The 14,107-nt window shown below is 72.8% G+C and carries 15 protein-coding genes; 5 read left to right on the forward strand and 10 right to left on the reverse strand.

What is annotated here, in order from left to right:
* Positions 1-57 precede the first annotated feature (57 nt).
* The 3 genes from GBN72_RS01475 to GBN72_RS01485 all read left to right on the forward strand — a co-directional run bounded on the left by GBN72_RS01475 (position 58) and on the right by GBN72_RS01485 (position 2,964).
* Positions 58-1,035 carry an aldo/keto reductase gene (locus tag GBN72_RS01475; protein WP_151769780.1) on the forward strand — a complete coding sequence of 326 codons (978 nt, stop codon included), beginning with the start codon at positions 58-60 and terminating at the stop codon, positions 1,033-1,035.
* 220 nt (positions 1,036-1,255) lie between these two features.
* Positions 1,256-1,657: a rhodanese-like domain-containing protein gene (locus GBN72_RS01480; RefSeq protein ID WP_151769781.1), complete on the forward strand. Its 402-nt coding sequence runs from the start codon at positions 1,256-1,258 to the stop codon at positions 1,655-1,657.
* Positions 1,657-2,964 carry an NtaA/DmoA family FMN-dependent monooxygenase gene (locus GBN72_RS01485; protein ID WP_151769782.1) on the forward strand — a complete coding sequence of 436 codons (1,308 nt, stop codon included), beginning with the start codon at positions 1,657-1,659 and terminating at the stop codon, positions 2,962-2,964. The genes GBN72_RS01480 and GBN72_RS01485 overlap by 1 nt, the downstream gene beginning before the upstream one ends.
* A gap of 28 nt (positions 2,965-2,992) precedes the next feature.
* Here GBN72_RS01485 and GBN72_RS01490 read toward each other — a convergent pair whose 3' ends face one another.
* The 9 genes from GBN72_RS01490 to GBN72_RS01530 form a co-directional block, all read right to left on the reverse strand.
* On the reverse strand, positions 2,993-3,445 hold the full coding sequence (locus GBN72_RS01490) for a hypothetical protein (protein ID WP_151769783.1): 453 nt from the start codon (positions 3,443-3,445) through the stop codon (positions 2,993-2,995).
* 11 nt (positions 3,446-3,456) lie between these two features.
* Positions 3,457-5,013: an acyl-CoA synthetase gene (locus GBN72_RS01495; RefSeq protein ID WP_151769784.1), complete on the reverse strand. Its 1,557-nt coding sequence runs from the start codon at positions 5,011-5,013 to the stop codon at positions 3,457-3,459.
* An 85-nt stretch (positions 5,014-5,098) separates the two neighbouring features.
* Positions 5,099-5,971, reverse strand: a complete 873-nt coding sequence (locus GBN72_RS01500) for an SDR family NAD(P)-dependent oxidoreductase (protein ID WP_246212200.1) — start codon at positions 5,969-5,971, stop codon at positions 5,099-5,101.
* A complete protein-coding gene (locus GBN72_RS01505; protein ID WP_151769785.1) occupies positions 5,968-6,822 on the reverse strand; it encodes an alpha/beta fold hydrolase in 855 nt (284 codons plus the stop codon). The genes GBN72_RS01500 and GBN72_RS01505 overlap by 4 nt, the downstream gene beginning before the upstream one ends.
* Before the next feature lie 15 nt (positions 6,823-6,837).
* Positions 6,838-7,443 carry an aromatic-ring-hydroxylating dioxygenase subunit beta gene (locus GBN72_RS01510; protein WP_218042006.1) on the reverse strand — a complete coding sequence of 202 codons (606 nt, stop codon included), beginning with the start codon at positions 7,441-7,443 and terminating at the stop codon, positions 6,838-6,840.
* A complete protein-coding gene (locus GBN72_RS01515; RefSeq protein ID WP_151769786.1) occupies positions 7,440-8,657 on the reverse strand; it encodes an NAD(P)/FAD-dependent oxidoreductase in 1,218 nt (405 codons plus the stop codon). Before GBN72_RS01515 ends, GBN72_RS01510 begins: the two co-directional genes overlap by 4 nt.
* On the reverse strand, positions 8,654-9,001 hold the full coding sequence (locus tag GBN72_RS01520; protein WP_151769787.1) for a non-heme iron oxygenase ferredoxin subunit: 348 nt from the start codon (positions 8,999-9,001) through the stop codon (positions 8,654-8,656). Before GBN72_RS01520 ends, GBN72_RS01515 begins: the two co-directional genes overlap by 4 nt.
* Entirely contained in the window at positions 8,998-10,326 is a 1,329-nt protein-coding gene (locus tag GBN72_RS01525; protein WP_151769788.1) for an aromatic ring-hydroxylating dioxygenase subunit alpha, read from the reverse strand. The genes GBN72_RS01520 and GBN72_RS01525 overlap by 4 nt, the downstream gene beginning before the upstream one ends.
* The gene (locus GBN72_RS01530; RefSeq protein ID WP_151769789.1) at positions 10,323-11,222 is read right to left on the reverse strand and encodes a VOC family protein; all 900 of its coding nucleotides are present in this window, start codon (positions 11,220-11,222) and stop codon (positions 10,323-10,325) included. The genes GBN72_RS01525 and GBN72_RS01530 overlap by 4 nt, the downstream gene beginning before the upstream one ends.
* 330 nt (positions 11,223-11,552) lie before the next feature.
* Between GBN72_RS01530 and GBN72_RS01535 the strand changes: the two genes are divergently transcribed.
* Both GBN72_RS01535 and GBN72_RS01540 read left to right on the forward strand, forming a co-directional pair.
* A complete protein-coding gene (locus GBN72_RS01535; RefSeq protein ID WP_151769790.1) occupies positions 11,553-12,521 on the forward strand; it encodes a zinc-binding dehydrogenase in 969 nt (322 codons plus the stop codon).
* 123 nt (positions 12,522-12,644) lie between these two features.
* On the forward strand, positions 12,645-13,451 hold the full coding sequence (locus GBN72_RS01540; RefSeq protein WP_151769791.1) for an IclR family transcriptional regulator: 807 nt from the start codon (positions 12,645-12,647) through the stop codon (positions 13,449-13,451).
* A gap of 43 nt (positions 13,452-13,494) precedes the next feature.
* Here GBN72_RS01540 and GBN72_RS01545 read toward each other — a convergent pair whose 3' ends face one another.
* The gene (locus tag GBN72_RS01545; protein ID WP_151769792.1) at positions 13,495-14,100 is read right to left on the reverse strand and encodes a helix-turn-helix domain-containing protein; all 606 of its coding nucleotides are present in this window, start codon (positions 14,098-14,100) and stop codon (positions 13,495-13,497) included.
* Positions 14,101-14,107: the final 7 nt, after the last annotated feature.

Consider the following 14,107-nt stretch of genomic DNA (forward strand, 5'->3'; position numbering starts at 1 on the left):
CCGCGCGCCGGACCCGGCCACGGAAGAGAACAGACAAGAAGGAGAAGGACGCATCGCATGGAATACACACGCCTGGGCAAGTCCGGCCTCACCACCTCGCGGCTGATCATCGGCTGTATGAGCTTCGGCGAGCCGAACCGCGGCCCGCACCCGTGGTCCATCGGCATCGACGAGGCGCGCCCGGTCGTCCGCGCGGCGCTGGACGCCGGCATCACCTGCTTCGACACGGCGAACGTCTACTCCGACGGGACGAGCGAGGAGATCCTCGGCGCCCTCGTGCGGGAGTTCGGGGTGCGTGAGGAGGTGGTGATCGCGACCAAGGTGAACGGCCGCATGGGTCCGGGGACCAAGGGCGGCGGGCTGTCGCGCGGCGCCATCCTGAGCCAGGTCGACGCGAGCCTGCGCCGCCTGGGCACCGACTACATCGACCTCTACCAGATCCACCGCCTGGACCGTTCGGTGCCGGTGGAGGAGACCCTCCAGACCCTCGACGACCTGGTCCGCTCCGGCAAGGTCCGCTACATCGGGGCCTCCTCCATGCACGCCCGTGAGTTCGTCCGCGCGCAGTACACGGCGGACCTGCACGGCTGGACCCGCTTCGTGTCGATGCAGGACCAGTACAGCCTGCTGATGCGGGAGGAGGAGCGGGAGATGCACCCGTTCTGCCAGGAGGAAGGCATCGGTGTGATCCCGTGGAGCCCGCTGGCCCGTGGCCGGCTGGCCCGCGAGTGGGGCACGGTCACGCACCGGCTCGAGACGGACGGTCCGGGCGCCACCTTCTACAACCAGGCGCAGGAGTCGGACCGCGCCGTCGTGGAGGAGGTGGGCGCGGTCGCGGCCGAGCGGGGCCTCACCCGGGCGCAGGTGGCGCTGGCGTGGAACCTGCACAAGCCGGCGGTCAGCGCTCCGATCGTCGGGGTGAGCAGGGTCGAGCAGCTCGAGGAGCTCCTCGGGGCGATCGACGTCAAGCTCGACGCGGACGAGACCGCGCGTCTCGAGGCCCCGTACACGCCGCGTCTGCCGGTCGGTTTCTGAACGGAATTCCGTACGGCCCGCCGTTCGTGAATCATTTCCCGGTCATGAATCTTTTGATTCGGCTTTCAGGAATCGATTCGGGGTTGTGTCCGGCGGGACCGAAGAAATAGCGTTGCAAACGGCGGACGGGTGTCCTGTCAATTGTAAGGAAAATTACGGGGTGCCCGTTCCGCCGGATCATCGCCCCCCGATCATTTTCACGTAGAGGAGAAACACGGACATGGCCGAGCCGCAGACCCGCGTCGTCCACCACACGGACCAGTTGATCGAGCCCGACGTGGCCGAGAGGAAGCGCCAGGAAGGAGCCCTCTTCATCGACGTGCGCCGGAACCGGCCGGACGCCCCGCAGGGCGACATCGAAGGCGCCGTCAAGGTCGACAAGGCGCGCGCGGACGAATTGCTCGCCCCCGATTCCGCGCAGCTGGTCGAGCAGCTCTCCGAACTGCCGGACGGCGGGGAGATCGTGGTCTTCTGCAATTCCGAATTCGGCTCCGATCCCATCGTGGACAAACTGAACGAGTACGGCTACCGAAATGTCACCCACGTCAGGGGTGGATTCCGGCGCTGGCACGCCGAGGCCCTTCCGGTCGTCGATGCGGCAGTGCCCGACGGTTCTCGCTGATGGCCGCGGAACGACCACGCCGCGTCCATCTCGCGCTGTCTGTCGGGCGGCCCGCCGGCCAGCTCTGGCGGCGCAAGGACAGCCGCGTCGAGGAGGCGTTCTCGCTGTCCCTGCTGTCCGATGTCGCCCGGGCCGCCGAGGACGCGAAGTTCGACACGCTGTTCCGCGCCGACAACATGCGGCTCGACCCCTCACGGGTGCGGGTCAGCGGCCCGCCGCACCACCTGGAACCGATGGTCGTCCTGTCGGCGCTGGCGGCCCGCACCGAACACATCGGCCTCATCGGCACGGCGTCGACCACCTTCAACGCCCCGTACACCCTGGCCCGCCAGTTCGCGAGCCTGGACCACCTCAGCGGTGGCCGGGCGGGGTGGAACATGGTCACGTCCACGGTCGGCGAGGAGAACTACGGCGACCAGCCGCTGCCGCCCAAGGCCGAACGGTACGCCCGCGCACGGGAGTTCGTGGAGGTCGCCGTCGGGCTCTGGGAGAGCTGGCAGCCCGACGCGCTGGTCCTCGACCGCGAGACGGGCGTCTTCGCCGACGAGACGCGGATCCGCCCGATCCGCCACCGCGGTGAACACTTCCAGGTCGAGGGGCCGTTGAACATCCACCGCCCGCCCCAGGGCAGGCCGGTGCTGGTGCAGGCCGGACGCTCCGAGGAGGGCCGGGACTTCGCGGCCACCCACGCGGACGTGATCTTCGCCGCCGCCGACGACATCGGCGGCGCCCAGGCGTTCTACGCCGACATGAAGGACCGGGCCCGGCGCAAGGGGCGGGACCCGGAGAGCCTGAAGATCCTGCTGGGCACCCATGTCGTCCTCGGGGCCACCGAGGCCGACGCGCGGGCGCTGGAGAGGGAATGGGTCGACGGCATCGACATCGGCAAGGCGGTGGACTACCTCCAGACGGTGGTGAGTCCGCACCTGCGGCTGGCCGAACTGCCCCTGGACGAGCCGATACCCGTCACGCTGCTGGAGGAGGCCGAGGCGCTCGGTGACGAGCGCCACCAGCGGGGCGCCTCCTGGCTGCGCACCCACCACCGCGGCACGCTCCGGCAGCTGGCGGTCAGGCACCGGCAGAACAGCCTGCACCTCGGCTTCACCGGCACACCGGAGAAGGTGGCCGGCGATCTGGCCGCGCTCTTCCGGGCCAGGGCCGCGGACGGCTTCGTCCTGTCGCACAGCCACGTGCCCGAGGGCCTGGAGCTGCTGACCCGGGGCGTGACCGAGGAGCTGCGCCGCGCGGGCCTCTTCCGGCACGACTACGAGGGGCCGACCCTCAGGCACCACCTCGGCATCGCCTGAAGGACGGCCCCGGCCCGCCGGGGGACGGTCAGTGCGGCATGTCGTCCAGGGCGGTGGGGATGCCCGCGACGTCCGGCGGCTCGGCCACCATCAGGGCGACCGGGCCGCCGGGCAGGTCCGCCTCGGCGACGAGGCGGAAACCGCCGTCCCGGTAGCGGGCGACCGCGTCGGCGTCCTCCAGGGCGGGAGCGGCCAGGACGCGACGGCAGTCGGGATCGCCCGCGAACAGGGCGGCGGTGAGCGGGGGCAGCAGGGCCGCGCACGTCGCCCGGTCGCCGTCGGTCCGGACGGCGAGGTCCCGGGCGCCCACCGGGTAGGCGTGGCGCAGCGGGAGGCCCAGGACGCGGGCCAGCTCGACGCGCACGGACGGCTCGCCCGACCCGTCGGAGCGGGTGGCGGTCCAGACGCCGGGCCCGTCGGGCCGTAGCGTCCAGCCCTCGGCGGCGGGGACCGGCGGCGGGGGGACGTCGGCGTGGTGCACGGTGGCTCCTCTCAGTCGTCGGCGGCCAGGGACCGCAGCGGCGCCTTGGCGAGCTTGCCGCTGGCGTTGCGCGGGAGTTCGTCGACGACGATGACGCGGGTGGGCAGCTTGTAGCGGGCGAGGTACCGGCCGGCGAACTCACGGACCTCCTCCACGGTCGGCGCCGGGGTGCCCGTGACGCAGGTGATCACGGCGACCACGGTCTCGCCCCACCTGGCGTCGGGCACGCCCACCACGGCAGCCTCCGTCACACCGGGGAACTCGGCCAGCACGCGCTCGAGTTCGGCCGGGTACACGTTCTCCCCGCCGGAGATGATCATCTCCTTGAGGCGGTCCACCACGTACAGGTAGCCGTCCTCGTCGAGATAGCCGATGTCGCCGGAGTGGAACCAGCCCGCGGAGTCGAATGAGGCCGCGGTCGCGGCCGGGTTGTCCCAGTAGCCGCGGGTCACGTTGGCGCCGCGGACGCAGATCTCGCCGCGCTCCATCGGCTTGTCGACACTCTCGCCGGTGGCCGGGTTCTTCAGGCAGACGTCGGTGAACGGCATCGGGATCCCGGCCGAACCGGTCCTGCCCAGGGTGTGCTCGGCGGGGAGGTAGGTGGCGAAGGGCGCCGTCTCCGTCATGCCCCACGCCTGCTGGAGCATCACGCCGTGGGCGTTCGCCCAGGTGCGGATGAGCTGCGGAGGCACGGCGGCCCCGGCCACGATGCACGCCCGCAGCGAGCCCAGGTCCGCCGCGGCGAAGTCGGGGTGCTGGGACAGGTCGGCGAACATGGCGGGCACCGCGAACAGCGAGTCGACGCGGTACCGGGCGATGTCCCGCAGGGTGCGCCCGGCGTCGAAACGGCGGCGCACCACGACCGTGCCGCCGCGCAGCAGGGCGCGCAGGGTGAGCGCGTTGAGGCCGCCGATGTGGAACAGCGGGGCCACCGCCAGGTTCACGTCGTGCGGGCGGGTGTCCACCATGCCGTCCACGTTCACCGCGTTCCACCACACGTTGCCGTGGGTGAGCATCACGCCCTTGGGGCGTCCGGTGGTGCCGGAGGTGTACATCAGGACCGCGAGGTCGTCCTCGCCGCACGGCTGCGGGTCCCGGTCGGAGCCCTCCCCGGCGGCCAGGCCGGCCAGGGCACGCCAGGAGGCGGCCCCGCCCTCCGCGGGGCCGGCGCCCGCCAGGACCCGGAGGCGCACCGGGGTCTCGCCGAGGACGGACTCGGCGATCTCGCGGTGGCCCTCCTCGGCGACCAGGGTGTGGGCGCCGCAGTCGGTGAGGATGTGCCGGATCTCGTCCGCGGCGAGACGGAAGTTGAGCGGGACGTACACCGCGCCCAGGTGGTGCGCGGCGAGCATCGTCCGGAAGAAGTCGGCGCTGTTCAAACCGAGATAGGCGACGCGGTCACCGCGCCGCACCCCGCCCTCCGCCAGCCCTCGGGCCAGGCGCCGTACCGAGTCGGCCAGCGCGGCCGCGGTGATCTCCTGCTCCTCGTCGACGAGGGCGATGCCGGCGGGGGCGTAGCGCGCGCGGCGGTACAGCGCGGTGGCCGGGCTGATGTCGACCTGTGCCATGGACGGCTCCTTCGGTGCTCATGGCGTGGCGTGTGCGTGAGGGGACGGCGGGCGGGGGCCGGCCGGGCCGAGGGGAACGGCGGCGTCAGAGTCCGGCGCCGCCCGCCGGGTGGCCGAAGCCGCGGACGGCGATGCCGCCGTCGACCGGGAGGACCGCTCCGGTGATGTTCCCGGCGTCGCGGCGGGAGGCGAGCAGGACGTAGGAACCGGTGAAGTCCTCCGGCTCCACGCTGGACTCGTACAGCGGGATCATCGGCAGGTCCTCGCCCCGGGCGCGGGCCTCGTCGCGCCGGGCGAAGGACGCCTCCAGCGAACGGTCCTCCAGCCCGAGGCTCTCCGGGCCGCGCAGCTGGGTGCGCATGCCGCCGCAGGCGACGCCGTTGACCCGGACCCGGGGGGCGAGCTCGTAGGCGAACTCGCGGACCAGGCCGAGGCAGGCGTGCTTGCTGGCGGTGTACAGCGGGCCGCCGCCGTTGGTGTGGAAGGAGGAGTTGGACAGCGTCATCACGATCGCGCCGCGGGACTTCACCAGCTCCCGCCAGGCCGCCTCCACGGCCAGCAGGTATCCCTTGACGTTGACCCCGAAGATCTCGTCGAAGGCGGTGGCGAGGGCGTGGCCGTCGAGCCGGGTGACGCTGCGGTGGTAGTCCCAGATGCCGGCGTTGGGCACCAGGACGTCGAGCTTGCCGAAGCGGTCCACCGCGGCGGCGACGGCCGCGTGCAGGTCGTCCGGGGAGCGGACGTCGCCGGTGGTGGTGAGGATCCGGTCCGCGTACACCGGGCCCGCGGCCTCCTCGACCTCCTTCAGCCGGTCGGCGTCCCGGTCGAGCAGGACGACGTTCGCGCCCTCCGCGAGGTAGCGCAGGGCGACGGCGCGGCCGAGGCCGGAGGCGCCGCCGGTGATCAGCGCGGTGTCGCCCCGCAGCCAGCCGTCGGTGCGCGGCGTCACCGCGCTCACGCCCGGCCGCCGAGGAAGTCGGTGACGTGGCGCTCGAACTCGGACTGCCGCTCCAGCTGCACCCAGTGGCCGCAGTTGCCGAAGACGTGGAGCTGGACGTCGCGGATGCGGTGCAGCATCAGCTGGGCGCCGTCCAGGGTGATGGTCCGGTCGTCACGGCCCCACAGCAGCAGGGTCGGGCACTTCACCCTGTGGAGGTCGCGCCAGAGCGGGTCCATGCCGTGCCGCTTGGCGAAGGCGGCGTTGTAGCGGTGGTAGAAGTCGATGTGCGACTCGTCCAGGGAGGCCTCGTAGCGGGCCTGGACGGTGTCCTCCCACTTCTTGGGCTCGGCGGTCATGACGCGGATGAAGTCCCGCATCTTCCTCACCGTCGGGCCTTCGCCGTTGTAGTAGCGGAACATCGCCTTCTGGCCCTCGGTGGGCGCCGGGCCGAACGGCAGCCAGCCGCCGCCGGGCGCCATCAGGACCAGCTTCTCGACCCGCTGCGGCGCGGTCATCGCCAGGGAGAGCGCGGCCGCGCCGCCGAGGCTGTTGCCGAGCAGGAAGAACCGGTCGACACCCAGCGCGTCGAGGGTCTGCAGCAGGGCGTCGACGGTGATCTCGGTGATCGAGCGGGCGTCCAGGTCCTCCTGGGTGGGCCGGTAGCTGCCGCCGAAGCCGGGCTGGTCGGGCAGGACGACCCGGAAGTGCCGGGTCAGCCCGGCCAGGTTCTGGTGGTAGTTGGCGACGGCGGAGGCGCCCGGGCCGCCGCCGTGCAGCATCACCAGGACGGGGCCCTGGCCGGCCTCGGAGACGGAGACGGCGCCGAGGGTCGTCTCGACGGTGTGGTGGGTCAGCGGAACGTCGGTCATGGCTGCTCCCGCGGCTCAGAGGAAGGTGCTGATGTTCTTCGCGAGCAGGACGTTCTGCTCGAGGAGGATGTGGCGGCGGGCGATCCTCAGCCGGCCCCGCTCGTCACGGCGGAGCAGGTCGGTGCGGCCGCCTGCGTAGAGGTCGACCTCGCGCTCGAGGCGGTTGCGGTAGCAGAGGAACGCGGACTCGGCGACGTACTCGCCGTCGTTCCCGTCGGGGCGTACCGCGATGTTGGTGACCAGGTGACGGGTGCGCGACGGCGGGTCCTCGGCCCAGGCCATGCCGGAGTCGAAGCGGCGGATCCGCCACTGAAGGCTGGCCTTGGTCTCGTCGAAGATCGCCACCTCGCCCGGGCCGCCGTTCGCCAGGGACTGCTGACGGCGCAGGCGGTTGGTGCGCACCGGGGCCCAGTAGTGCAGGTCGTCGGTGAGCAGCTCCAGCCAGTCGGCGTAGCGGTGCTCGTCGAGCAGGTTCGCCTCGAGGGTGTAGAGCTGCCGCACCTCGAAGTGGAGCAGCATGTCCTCCACGGAGACGGCCGCCCCGGCGGAGGGCCCGGCAAGGGGCTCGGCGGCGTACTCGCCGGAGGGTTCGGCGGAGGGTTCGGTCTCGGGGGCGGTCATCGTTCCTCCCGGACGGGTCGGGCGCGCAGGAGCTTGCGCAGGTCGGTGGCGGGGTCGGCGAGAGCGGCGGCGTCGACCGGCAGTTCACGTCCGACCAGGCGGCGGGCGGCCTGGATGTCGCGGGGCCGGTCGATCGCCGCGGCGGCGACCAGGCGGCCCTGGGCGACACCGAACACGGTGAACGCGCCGTCGGCCGCGTCGCCGCGGACGATCCGGGTCTCGGCGTCCGCCATGGTGCCGACGCCCTCCAGACGGGAACCGTGCCGGTCGGACCAGAACCAGCCGGCCTTCTGGGCGGGCGCGTCCTGGCCGAGCAGCGTGGCGGCGGCCCTCTCCGCGGAGGTGCGGGCGTGGTCCCAGTGCTCGTGGCGGCGGGGCTCGTCGGCGCGGCGGGCGACGTCGCCGATCGCGTACACCGAGGGGTGCGAGGTCCGGTACCCCGCGTCGACCACGACGCCGTTGTCCACCGTGAGACCGGCGGCCTCGGCGAGGGCGGTGTCGGGGACGATGCCGATGCCGGCGATCACGGTGTCGGCGGTGACCGGCTCGTCCAGGCCGGTCACCGCGACCCGCAGGAACTCGCCGTCCCGCTCGATGGACTCGACGCCGCCGTTCAGGCAGCGGATGCCGGCCTCGGCGTGCCGGGCGTGGAGCACGGTCGCGATCTCCGGGCCCACCACGGGCAGCAGCGGTATCTCGGTCGGGTCGATGAGCGTGACCTCGCAGCCGAGGGCGGCGGCCACGGCGGCCGACTCGGCGCCGATCAGACCGGCGCCGACCACGGCGACGCGGGCGCCGGGGACCAGCCTGGGCCGCAGCCGCTCGGCGTCCTCCCAGACGCGCAGCACGTGCACGGCCGGGTCGCCGCCCGGCGTGCGGGGCACCCCGCCGGTGGCGAGCACGATCCGGTCGCCGGTGACCTCGGAGCCGTCGGCGAGGGTCACCCGGCCGGCGTCGGGGTCGAGCGAGGCGACCCGGGCGTCCGTCCGGAAGTCGACCCGCTCGTACCACTCGTCGGGGCGCAGCCGGATGTCCTCCAGGCCGCTCCTGCCGAGCAGGACGTCCTTGGACAGCGGCGGACGGTCGTAGGGCAGGTGGTCCTCGGCGGAGAGGATCACGATGTCGCCGGTGTGCCCGCCGGAGCGCAGCGCGTCGGCGAGGGAGACGGCGGCGAGGCCGCCGCCGACGATCAGGACGCGGTCCACGGTGCTCATGCGGCCGGCTCCTGACCCGGGAACAGGTAGAGCGCGCCGTCGCGCTCCTCCACCTTGTGGCGGCGGGCGGCGAGGGTGGCCGGCATGCACTGCGGCTCGCCCGTCCTCAGGCAGAACCGCGCGCTGTGCAGCGGGCACTCCACCTCGCCGTCCTCGATCCACCCGTCGGCCAGTGAGGCCGAGCCGTGGGAGCAGGTGTCGTCGAGGGCGTAGTAGGCGCCGTCGCTGTGGAAGACGGCGATGTCGTCGTCGTGGCCGGTGGTGTCCCGGTCGACGACCAGGGCCTCGCCGTCCTCGATCCCGCCGGCGTCGGCGACCTTGATGCCGGTCTCGGTGGTGGTCATGACCGCTCCTGGGTGCTGCGCTGCTCGGCGCGCGGCTTCTCGTGCCACGCGGGGGTGTTCATCAGGTCGCGCCAGCGGGTGTAGAAGCCGCGGGCGGCGCCGTCGGAGTAGAGACGGCTCGTGGTGCCGGGGTGGACACCGTCCTCGGTCTCCATGCCGAGCCCCATCTGGTAGTTGAGGGTCAGGCCGCCGGAGACGAAGCCGTGCGCGGTGGCCTGGACCTCGGACCAGTTCTCGCCGTCGTCCTGCTCGAAGATGCCGGTCGGCCCGAAGGTGCGCAGGTTGTACAGGCGCTGCGCGTTCTTGACCTCGTCGGGCATCGATTTGTCGACGAGGGTCCAGGCCCAGACCTCCATCCGGTCCGGGCCCTTGGGGTGCCAGACCCGGATCGAGCCGTTGACCGGGAGGTAGGAGAAGTTCGGGAAGACGGTGGCGTGGCCCGTGGTCATCGGACCCTCCACGCGCTCCTTGCCGAGCCGCTCCCGCAGCTGGTCGTAGTCGTAGTGCCGGTGCACGATCCGGTCGTCGAAGCGGGACTTGGGGTGCGTCGGGAAGCCGGCGCCGTGCCCGTTCGCGTCCGTGTACTGGCGGCCCGGGGTCTGCACGATCTCCTGCTTGGGGCCCTTGCCGGTGGGCGACATGACCATCAGGGCGGAGGCGTGCGAGATGTTGACGTGGTACCAGTCGGAGGCGAACTGCTCGGCGGCGAGCTTCCAGTTGCCCTCCAGGACCCACTTGTGGACGCCGCCGACGACCTCGGTGCCCTCCGGGTCCCGGTCGAGCATGGCGTCCATGTACCAGGTCATCCCGCCGAGCGCCTCGGCCAGCGGGGGCGCCTCGGGGTTCCAGGTGGCGAAGACCAGGCCCTTGTAGGTGTCCAGCTGGGCGACCTCGGCGAGGCCCCAGTCGCGGTTCGCGAAATCGTCCGGGTAGTCGTCGCCGTTGGGGACGTTGACCAGGTTGCCCGAGGTGTCGTACGCCCAGCCGTGGTAGCTACAGGTGAACGCCTTGGCGGAACCGGCGTCGGCGCGGCAGACCCGCATGCCGCGGTGGCGGCACACGTTGAGGAAGGCGCGGATCCTGCGGTCCTTGCCCATGGTCACCAGGACCGGGTCCTCACCCATGTACGTGGTGAAGAAGTCGCCCGGCTTCCTGAACTGGCTCTCGTGCGCGAGGAAGAGCCAGCTCGGGGCGAAGACACGGCGCAGTTCCTGCCGGTAGAGGCCGTTGTCGGAGAAGATCTCCCGGTCGAGCAGGCCGCGGTCGAGGTCGAAGTACTCGCTGACGTCGGCAGCGGGCGCGGGGTCGCGGGGCAGCAGGCTCACGCGTTCTTCCCTTCCTGCTTCTCGGTGCGGTGGTGGCCCCAGAGGCTGGTGCCGGCGGCGCGGACGGCGGGCCACGGGTCGGAGACGGTGATGGCGCCCGTGCCGTACTCGACCTCGAAACCCGAGGGGGTGCGGGCGTAGTACGACACCATCCGGTCGTTGGCGTGGCGGCCCAGGGTCAGCGCCACGCAGTCCTTGGCGCGGGCGGCCTCGTAGGAGCGGCCGACGGTGTCCAGGTCCTCGACCTCGAGCATGAAGTGGAACAGCTCGCCGGGATCGATGTCCTTGCGCAGCGGGCGTTCCGGGTCGATCACCAGACCGGCGAAGGCGAGGGAGTGGTGGCGCGGGTTGCAGTGCAGGAAGGCGATCCGCTTGCGGCCCAGGTCGCAGAAGTCGCTGGGCCGGAAGCCCATCAGCCCGGTGTAGAAGGCGTAGGTCTTCGCGTAGTCGTCGACGTTGAAGACGATGTGGCCGAGGCCCTGCTCGCCGGTGACGAAGCGGACGCCGGTGGGCGAGACGAAGTGGGCGATCTCCAGCTTGGCGCCGTGGAAGAGCTCCACGCGGACACCGTTGGGGTCCTCGAAGTGGATCAGGTCGATGACGTCGCGCTCGGCGAGCAGCTCGGCCGTGGCCTCCTCGAAGGCGACGCCGACGGCCTTCAGCTCCGCACGGGCCTCGGCGAGGTCGGCGGGGCCGGGGACCTCCCAGCCCGCGTAACCGAACTCCTCGCCGTCGGCCCGGTGCAGGGCGATACGCCAGGCGCGGTCGTCGTTGCGCAGCCGGATGCCGTCGGCGGTGTCCGTGACACCCATCCCGAGGACGTCCTCGGCGAAGGCGCGCCATTCCTCGACCTTCGCCGTGCGCAGTCCGAAGTAACCGAGTCCGCTCAGTCGCATGGCGGATCCCTTCTGCTGAGAGGTTGTACGGGCCCGGGGCGTCCGCCTCCCCATCGGCATGCCGCCGGGCCAGGACCACGGGAGCGGTCAGGGGCACGGCGGGTCCCGTCCGCCGCGTCCCCCGCCGCGTGTGGCCTCAGTGGACGCCCGGCGGCGGGTGCCTGCCCAGCGGGTGTGCCGCATCGCGGAACGGACGGTCCGCGCGACGGACGGCCGGCCGCCCGGGAGCGTTCCACCGTCCGGCACGACCGCTGGTGGCCGCGGCGGCGCGCGGTCCAGGGTCGGCGCCGTGCCCCGCGCAGGGGGCCGCGCCGCCCGAAGGAGAACCGCATGCTTGCCGCCGTCGCCGTACGCCAGGACGCCGAGGACCCGCTGAGCGGGCTTGAGCTGCGGGAGGTGGAGGAGCCGAAGGCGCCCGAGGGCTGGGCGCTGGTCCGGGTGAAGGCCGCCGCCCTCAACCACCACGACGTGTGGACCCTGCGCGGTGTCGGCCACCCGGCGGACCGCCTGCCGATGATCCTCGGCTGCGACGCCGCCGGACTCGACGAGGACGGCAACGAGGTCGTCGTCCACCCGGTGATCGGCGACCCGGCGGCGGGCGGCGGCGACGAGACCCTGGACCCCGGCCGCGCCCTGCTCTCCGAGCGGCACCACGGGGCGTTCGCGCCGCTGCTGGCGGTGCCGCGCCGCAACCTGGTGCCCAAGCCGGCCGGGCTGAGCTTCGAGGAGGCCGCCTGCCTGCCGGTGGCCTGGCTGACCGCCTACCGGATGCTGTTCACCCGGGCCGGGCTGCGCCCGGGGGACACCGTGCTGGTGCAGGGCGCCGGCGGCGGCGTGGCCACCGCGGCCATCGCGCTGGCCCGGGCCGCGGGGGCCCGGGTGTACGCCACCTCCCGCTCCGAGGCCAAGCGGCGGGCCGCGCTGGAGATCGGTGCGCACGCCGCCCTGGAGACCGGGGCGCGGCTGCCCGAGAAGGCCGACATCGTGGTCGAGACGGTGGGCGAGGCGACCTGGTCGCACTCCCTGAAGGCGCTGAAGGCGGGCGGAACCCTCGTGGTGGCGGGCGCCACCAGCGGGGCCAACCCGCCGGCCGACCTCAACCGGGTCTTCTACCTCCAGCAGCGGGTGATCGGTTCCACCGGCGGCACCCGCGAGGAGTTCGTCCGGCTGCTGCGCTTCCTGGAGAACACCGGCGTGCGCCCGCGCATCGACCGGGTGCTGCCGCTCACCGCGATCCACGACGGCTTCCGCGCGATGATCACGGGCGGGCTGAACGGCAAGGTCGTCGTCCGCCCCTGAGGCTCCCGCGCCCCGGGGTGTGACGCGGACCCGCGTTCACAGGCCACCGGTCGTCATCTAAGCTGGACGAGCGTCCACTCGAGTGGTCGTTGGTCGATGACGCCCACCGCTGGAGGCCATCCGATGTCCCACGGCACCCCCACCCCGCACGAACCCGCCTCCGGGACCGCCGGGCAGCAGACCGCCGTGGACAAGGCACTGCATCTGATGATGACGCTCGCCGAGACCGGTGAGTGCATCGGTGTCAGCGGGCTCGCCCGCCGCACCGGGCTCAGCAAGTCGACCGCCTTCCGGCTGCTCGGCATCCTGGAACGCAACGCCGTGGTGGAGAAGGTGGGCAGCGCCTACCGCCTGGGCACCCAGCTCTACGACCTCGGCACCCGCGGCGTCTACGGCTCCTCGATCGGCCTGCGCGAGCGACTGGTGCCGCACCTGGCGGAACTGTACGAGGCCACCCACGAGACGGTGCACCTCGCGGTGCTGCACGGCACCGAGGTGGTCTACGCGAACAAGCTGCACGGCCACCGGCCCACGCCCTGCCCGTCCCGGATCGGTTCCCGGCTGCCCGCGTCGGTGACCGCGGTGGGCAAGGTGCTCCTCGCCTTCGACCCCGAGGCCGCGGAGGCGGTGATCGAGGCCGGGCTGCACGGGGCGACCCCGCACTCGGTCACCGACCCGCAGGCGTTCCGCGCCCACCTGGCGAGGATCCGCGCGGCCGGCGTCGCCGAGGACCACGAGGAGTCCACGCCGGGGCTCAGCTGCGTCGCCGTACCGGTCCTCGGCACGGCGGGCCGGCCGGTCGCGGCGCTGTCGGTCGCCACCGCCACCTCGCGCTTCGACGCACGCCGCCTCACGCCCGCCCTGCGCCAGGTCGCCCACCGCGCCGCCCGCACCCTCGCCACCGACCGCCGCCGACGGGCCGCCGCGTAGGACGGGCCCCGGGCCGCGGGTGCGGTCCGGCGCGGGCCGTCGCCTAGCGGGAGCCGCCCGCTCCCGTGCCGGGGAGGGCGCGCGGGACGCTGACGACGACGTGGGCCAGGCCCTCGCCGCCGTCCAGCGACTCGTACCGGTGCGGTATGTCCGCCGGGTAGCGGACGAAGTCGCCGGCGCCGAGCTCCACCGGGCTGTCCACCGGGCCGACCCGGACCCGGCCGCTGATCACGTACAGGTGCTCCAGGGTCCCGGCCGGGTGCGGGGCGCTCTGCCCCGCCTCACCGCCCTGCTCGTCCGGCGGGCCGGCCGGGCCGATGCGGAGCAGGAAGTTCTCGATCACGCCCGAGCCGTACACGTGGTCCAGGCTCCGGACCGCGTAGCCCGAGCGCTCGTACCACAGGGCCTCGTCGCCGCGCTGCACCATGGTCACTTCCTCGCGCACGCTGACCAGGCGCGTCACCGGCACCTCCAGGGCGGTGGCGATCGCGAAGAGGGTGTCGACGGTGGGGTTGCCGGTGCCCTGCTCCACCGTGGAGAGGGTCTGCTTGGCGAGACCCGCCTGCCTCGCCAGCTCGGCCATGGAGAGCCCGCGCTGTTCCCTCAGCAGGCGCGTGTTGCGCGCGACGACGTCATTACCGGTGGACACGCGACCA

This window comes from Streptomyces abyssomicinicus (assembly GCF_008974245.1).
In the GTDB taxonomy this organism is placed as follows: domain Bacteria; phylum Actinomycetota; class Actinomycetes; order Streptomycetales; family Streptomycetaceae; genus Streptomyces; species Streptomyces abyssomicinicus.

Excerpts from the sequence above, each read along its gene's own strand:
- GBN72_RS01480 (WP_151769781.1), top strand. The coding sequence starts at position 1,256 with ATGGCCGAGCCGCAGACCCGCGTCGTCCACCACACGGACCAGTTGATC.
- GBN72_RS01495 (WP_151769784.1), bottom strand. The coding sequence starts at position 5,013 with ATGGCACAGGTCGACATCAGCCCGGCCACCGCGCTGTACCGCCGCGCG.
- GBN72_RS01520 (WP_151769787.1), bottom strand. The coding sequence starts at position 9,001 with ATGACCACCACCGAGACCGGCATCAAGGTCGCCGACGCCGGCGGGATC.
- GBN72_RS01535 (WP_151769790.1), top strand. The coding sequence starts at position 11,553 with ATGCTTGCCGCCGTCGCCGTACGCCAGGACGCCGAGGACCCGCTGAGC.
- GBN72_RS01515 (WP_151769786.1), bottom strand. The coding sequence starts at position 8,657 with ATGAGCACCGTGGACCGCGTCCTGATCGTCGGCGGCGGCCTCGCCGCC.
- GBN72_RS01540 (WP_151769791.1), top strand. The coding sequence starts at position 12,645 with ATGTCCCACGGCACCCCCACCCCGCACGAACCCGCCTCCGGGACCGCC.
- GBN72_RS01530 (WP_151769789.1), bottom strand. The coding sequence starts at position 11,222 with ATGCGACTGAGCGGACTCGGTTACTTCGGACTGCGCACGGCGAAGGTC.
- GBN72_RS01475 (WP_151769780.1), top strand. The coding sequence starts at position 58 with ATGGAATACACACGCCTGGGCAAGTCCGGCCTCACCACCTCGCGGCTG.
- GBN72_RS01505 (WP_151769785.1), bottom strand. The coding sequence starts at position 6,822 with ATGACCGACGTTCCGCTGACCCACCACACCGTCGAGACGACCCTCGGC.
- GBN72_RS01485 (WP_151769782.1), top strand. The coding sequence starts at position 1,657 with ATGGCCGCGGAACGACCACGCCGCGTCCATCTCGCGCTGTCTGTCGGG.
- GBN72_RS01510 (WP_218042006.1), bottom strand. The coding sequence starts at position 7,443 with ATGACCGCCCCCGAGACCGAACCCTCCGCCGAACCCTCCGGCGAGTAC.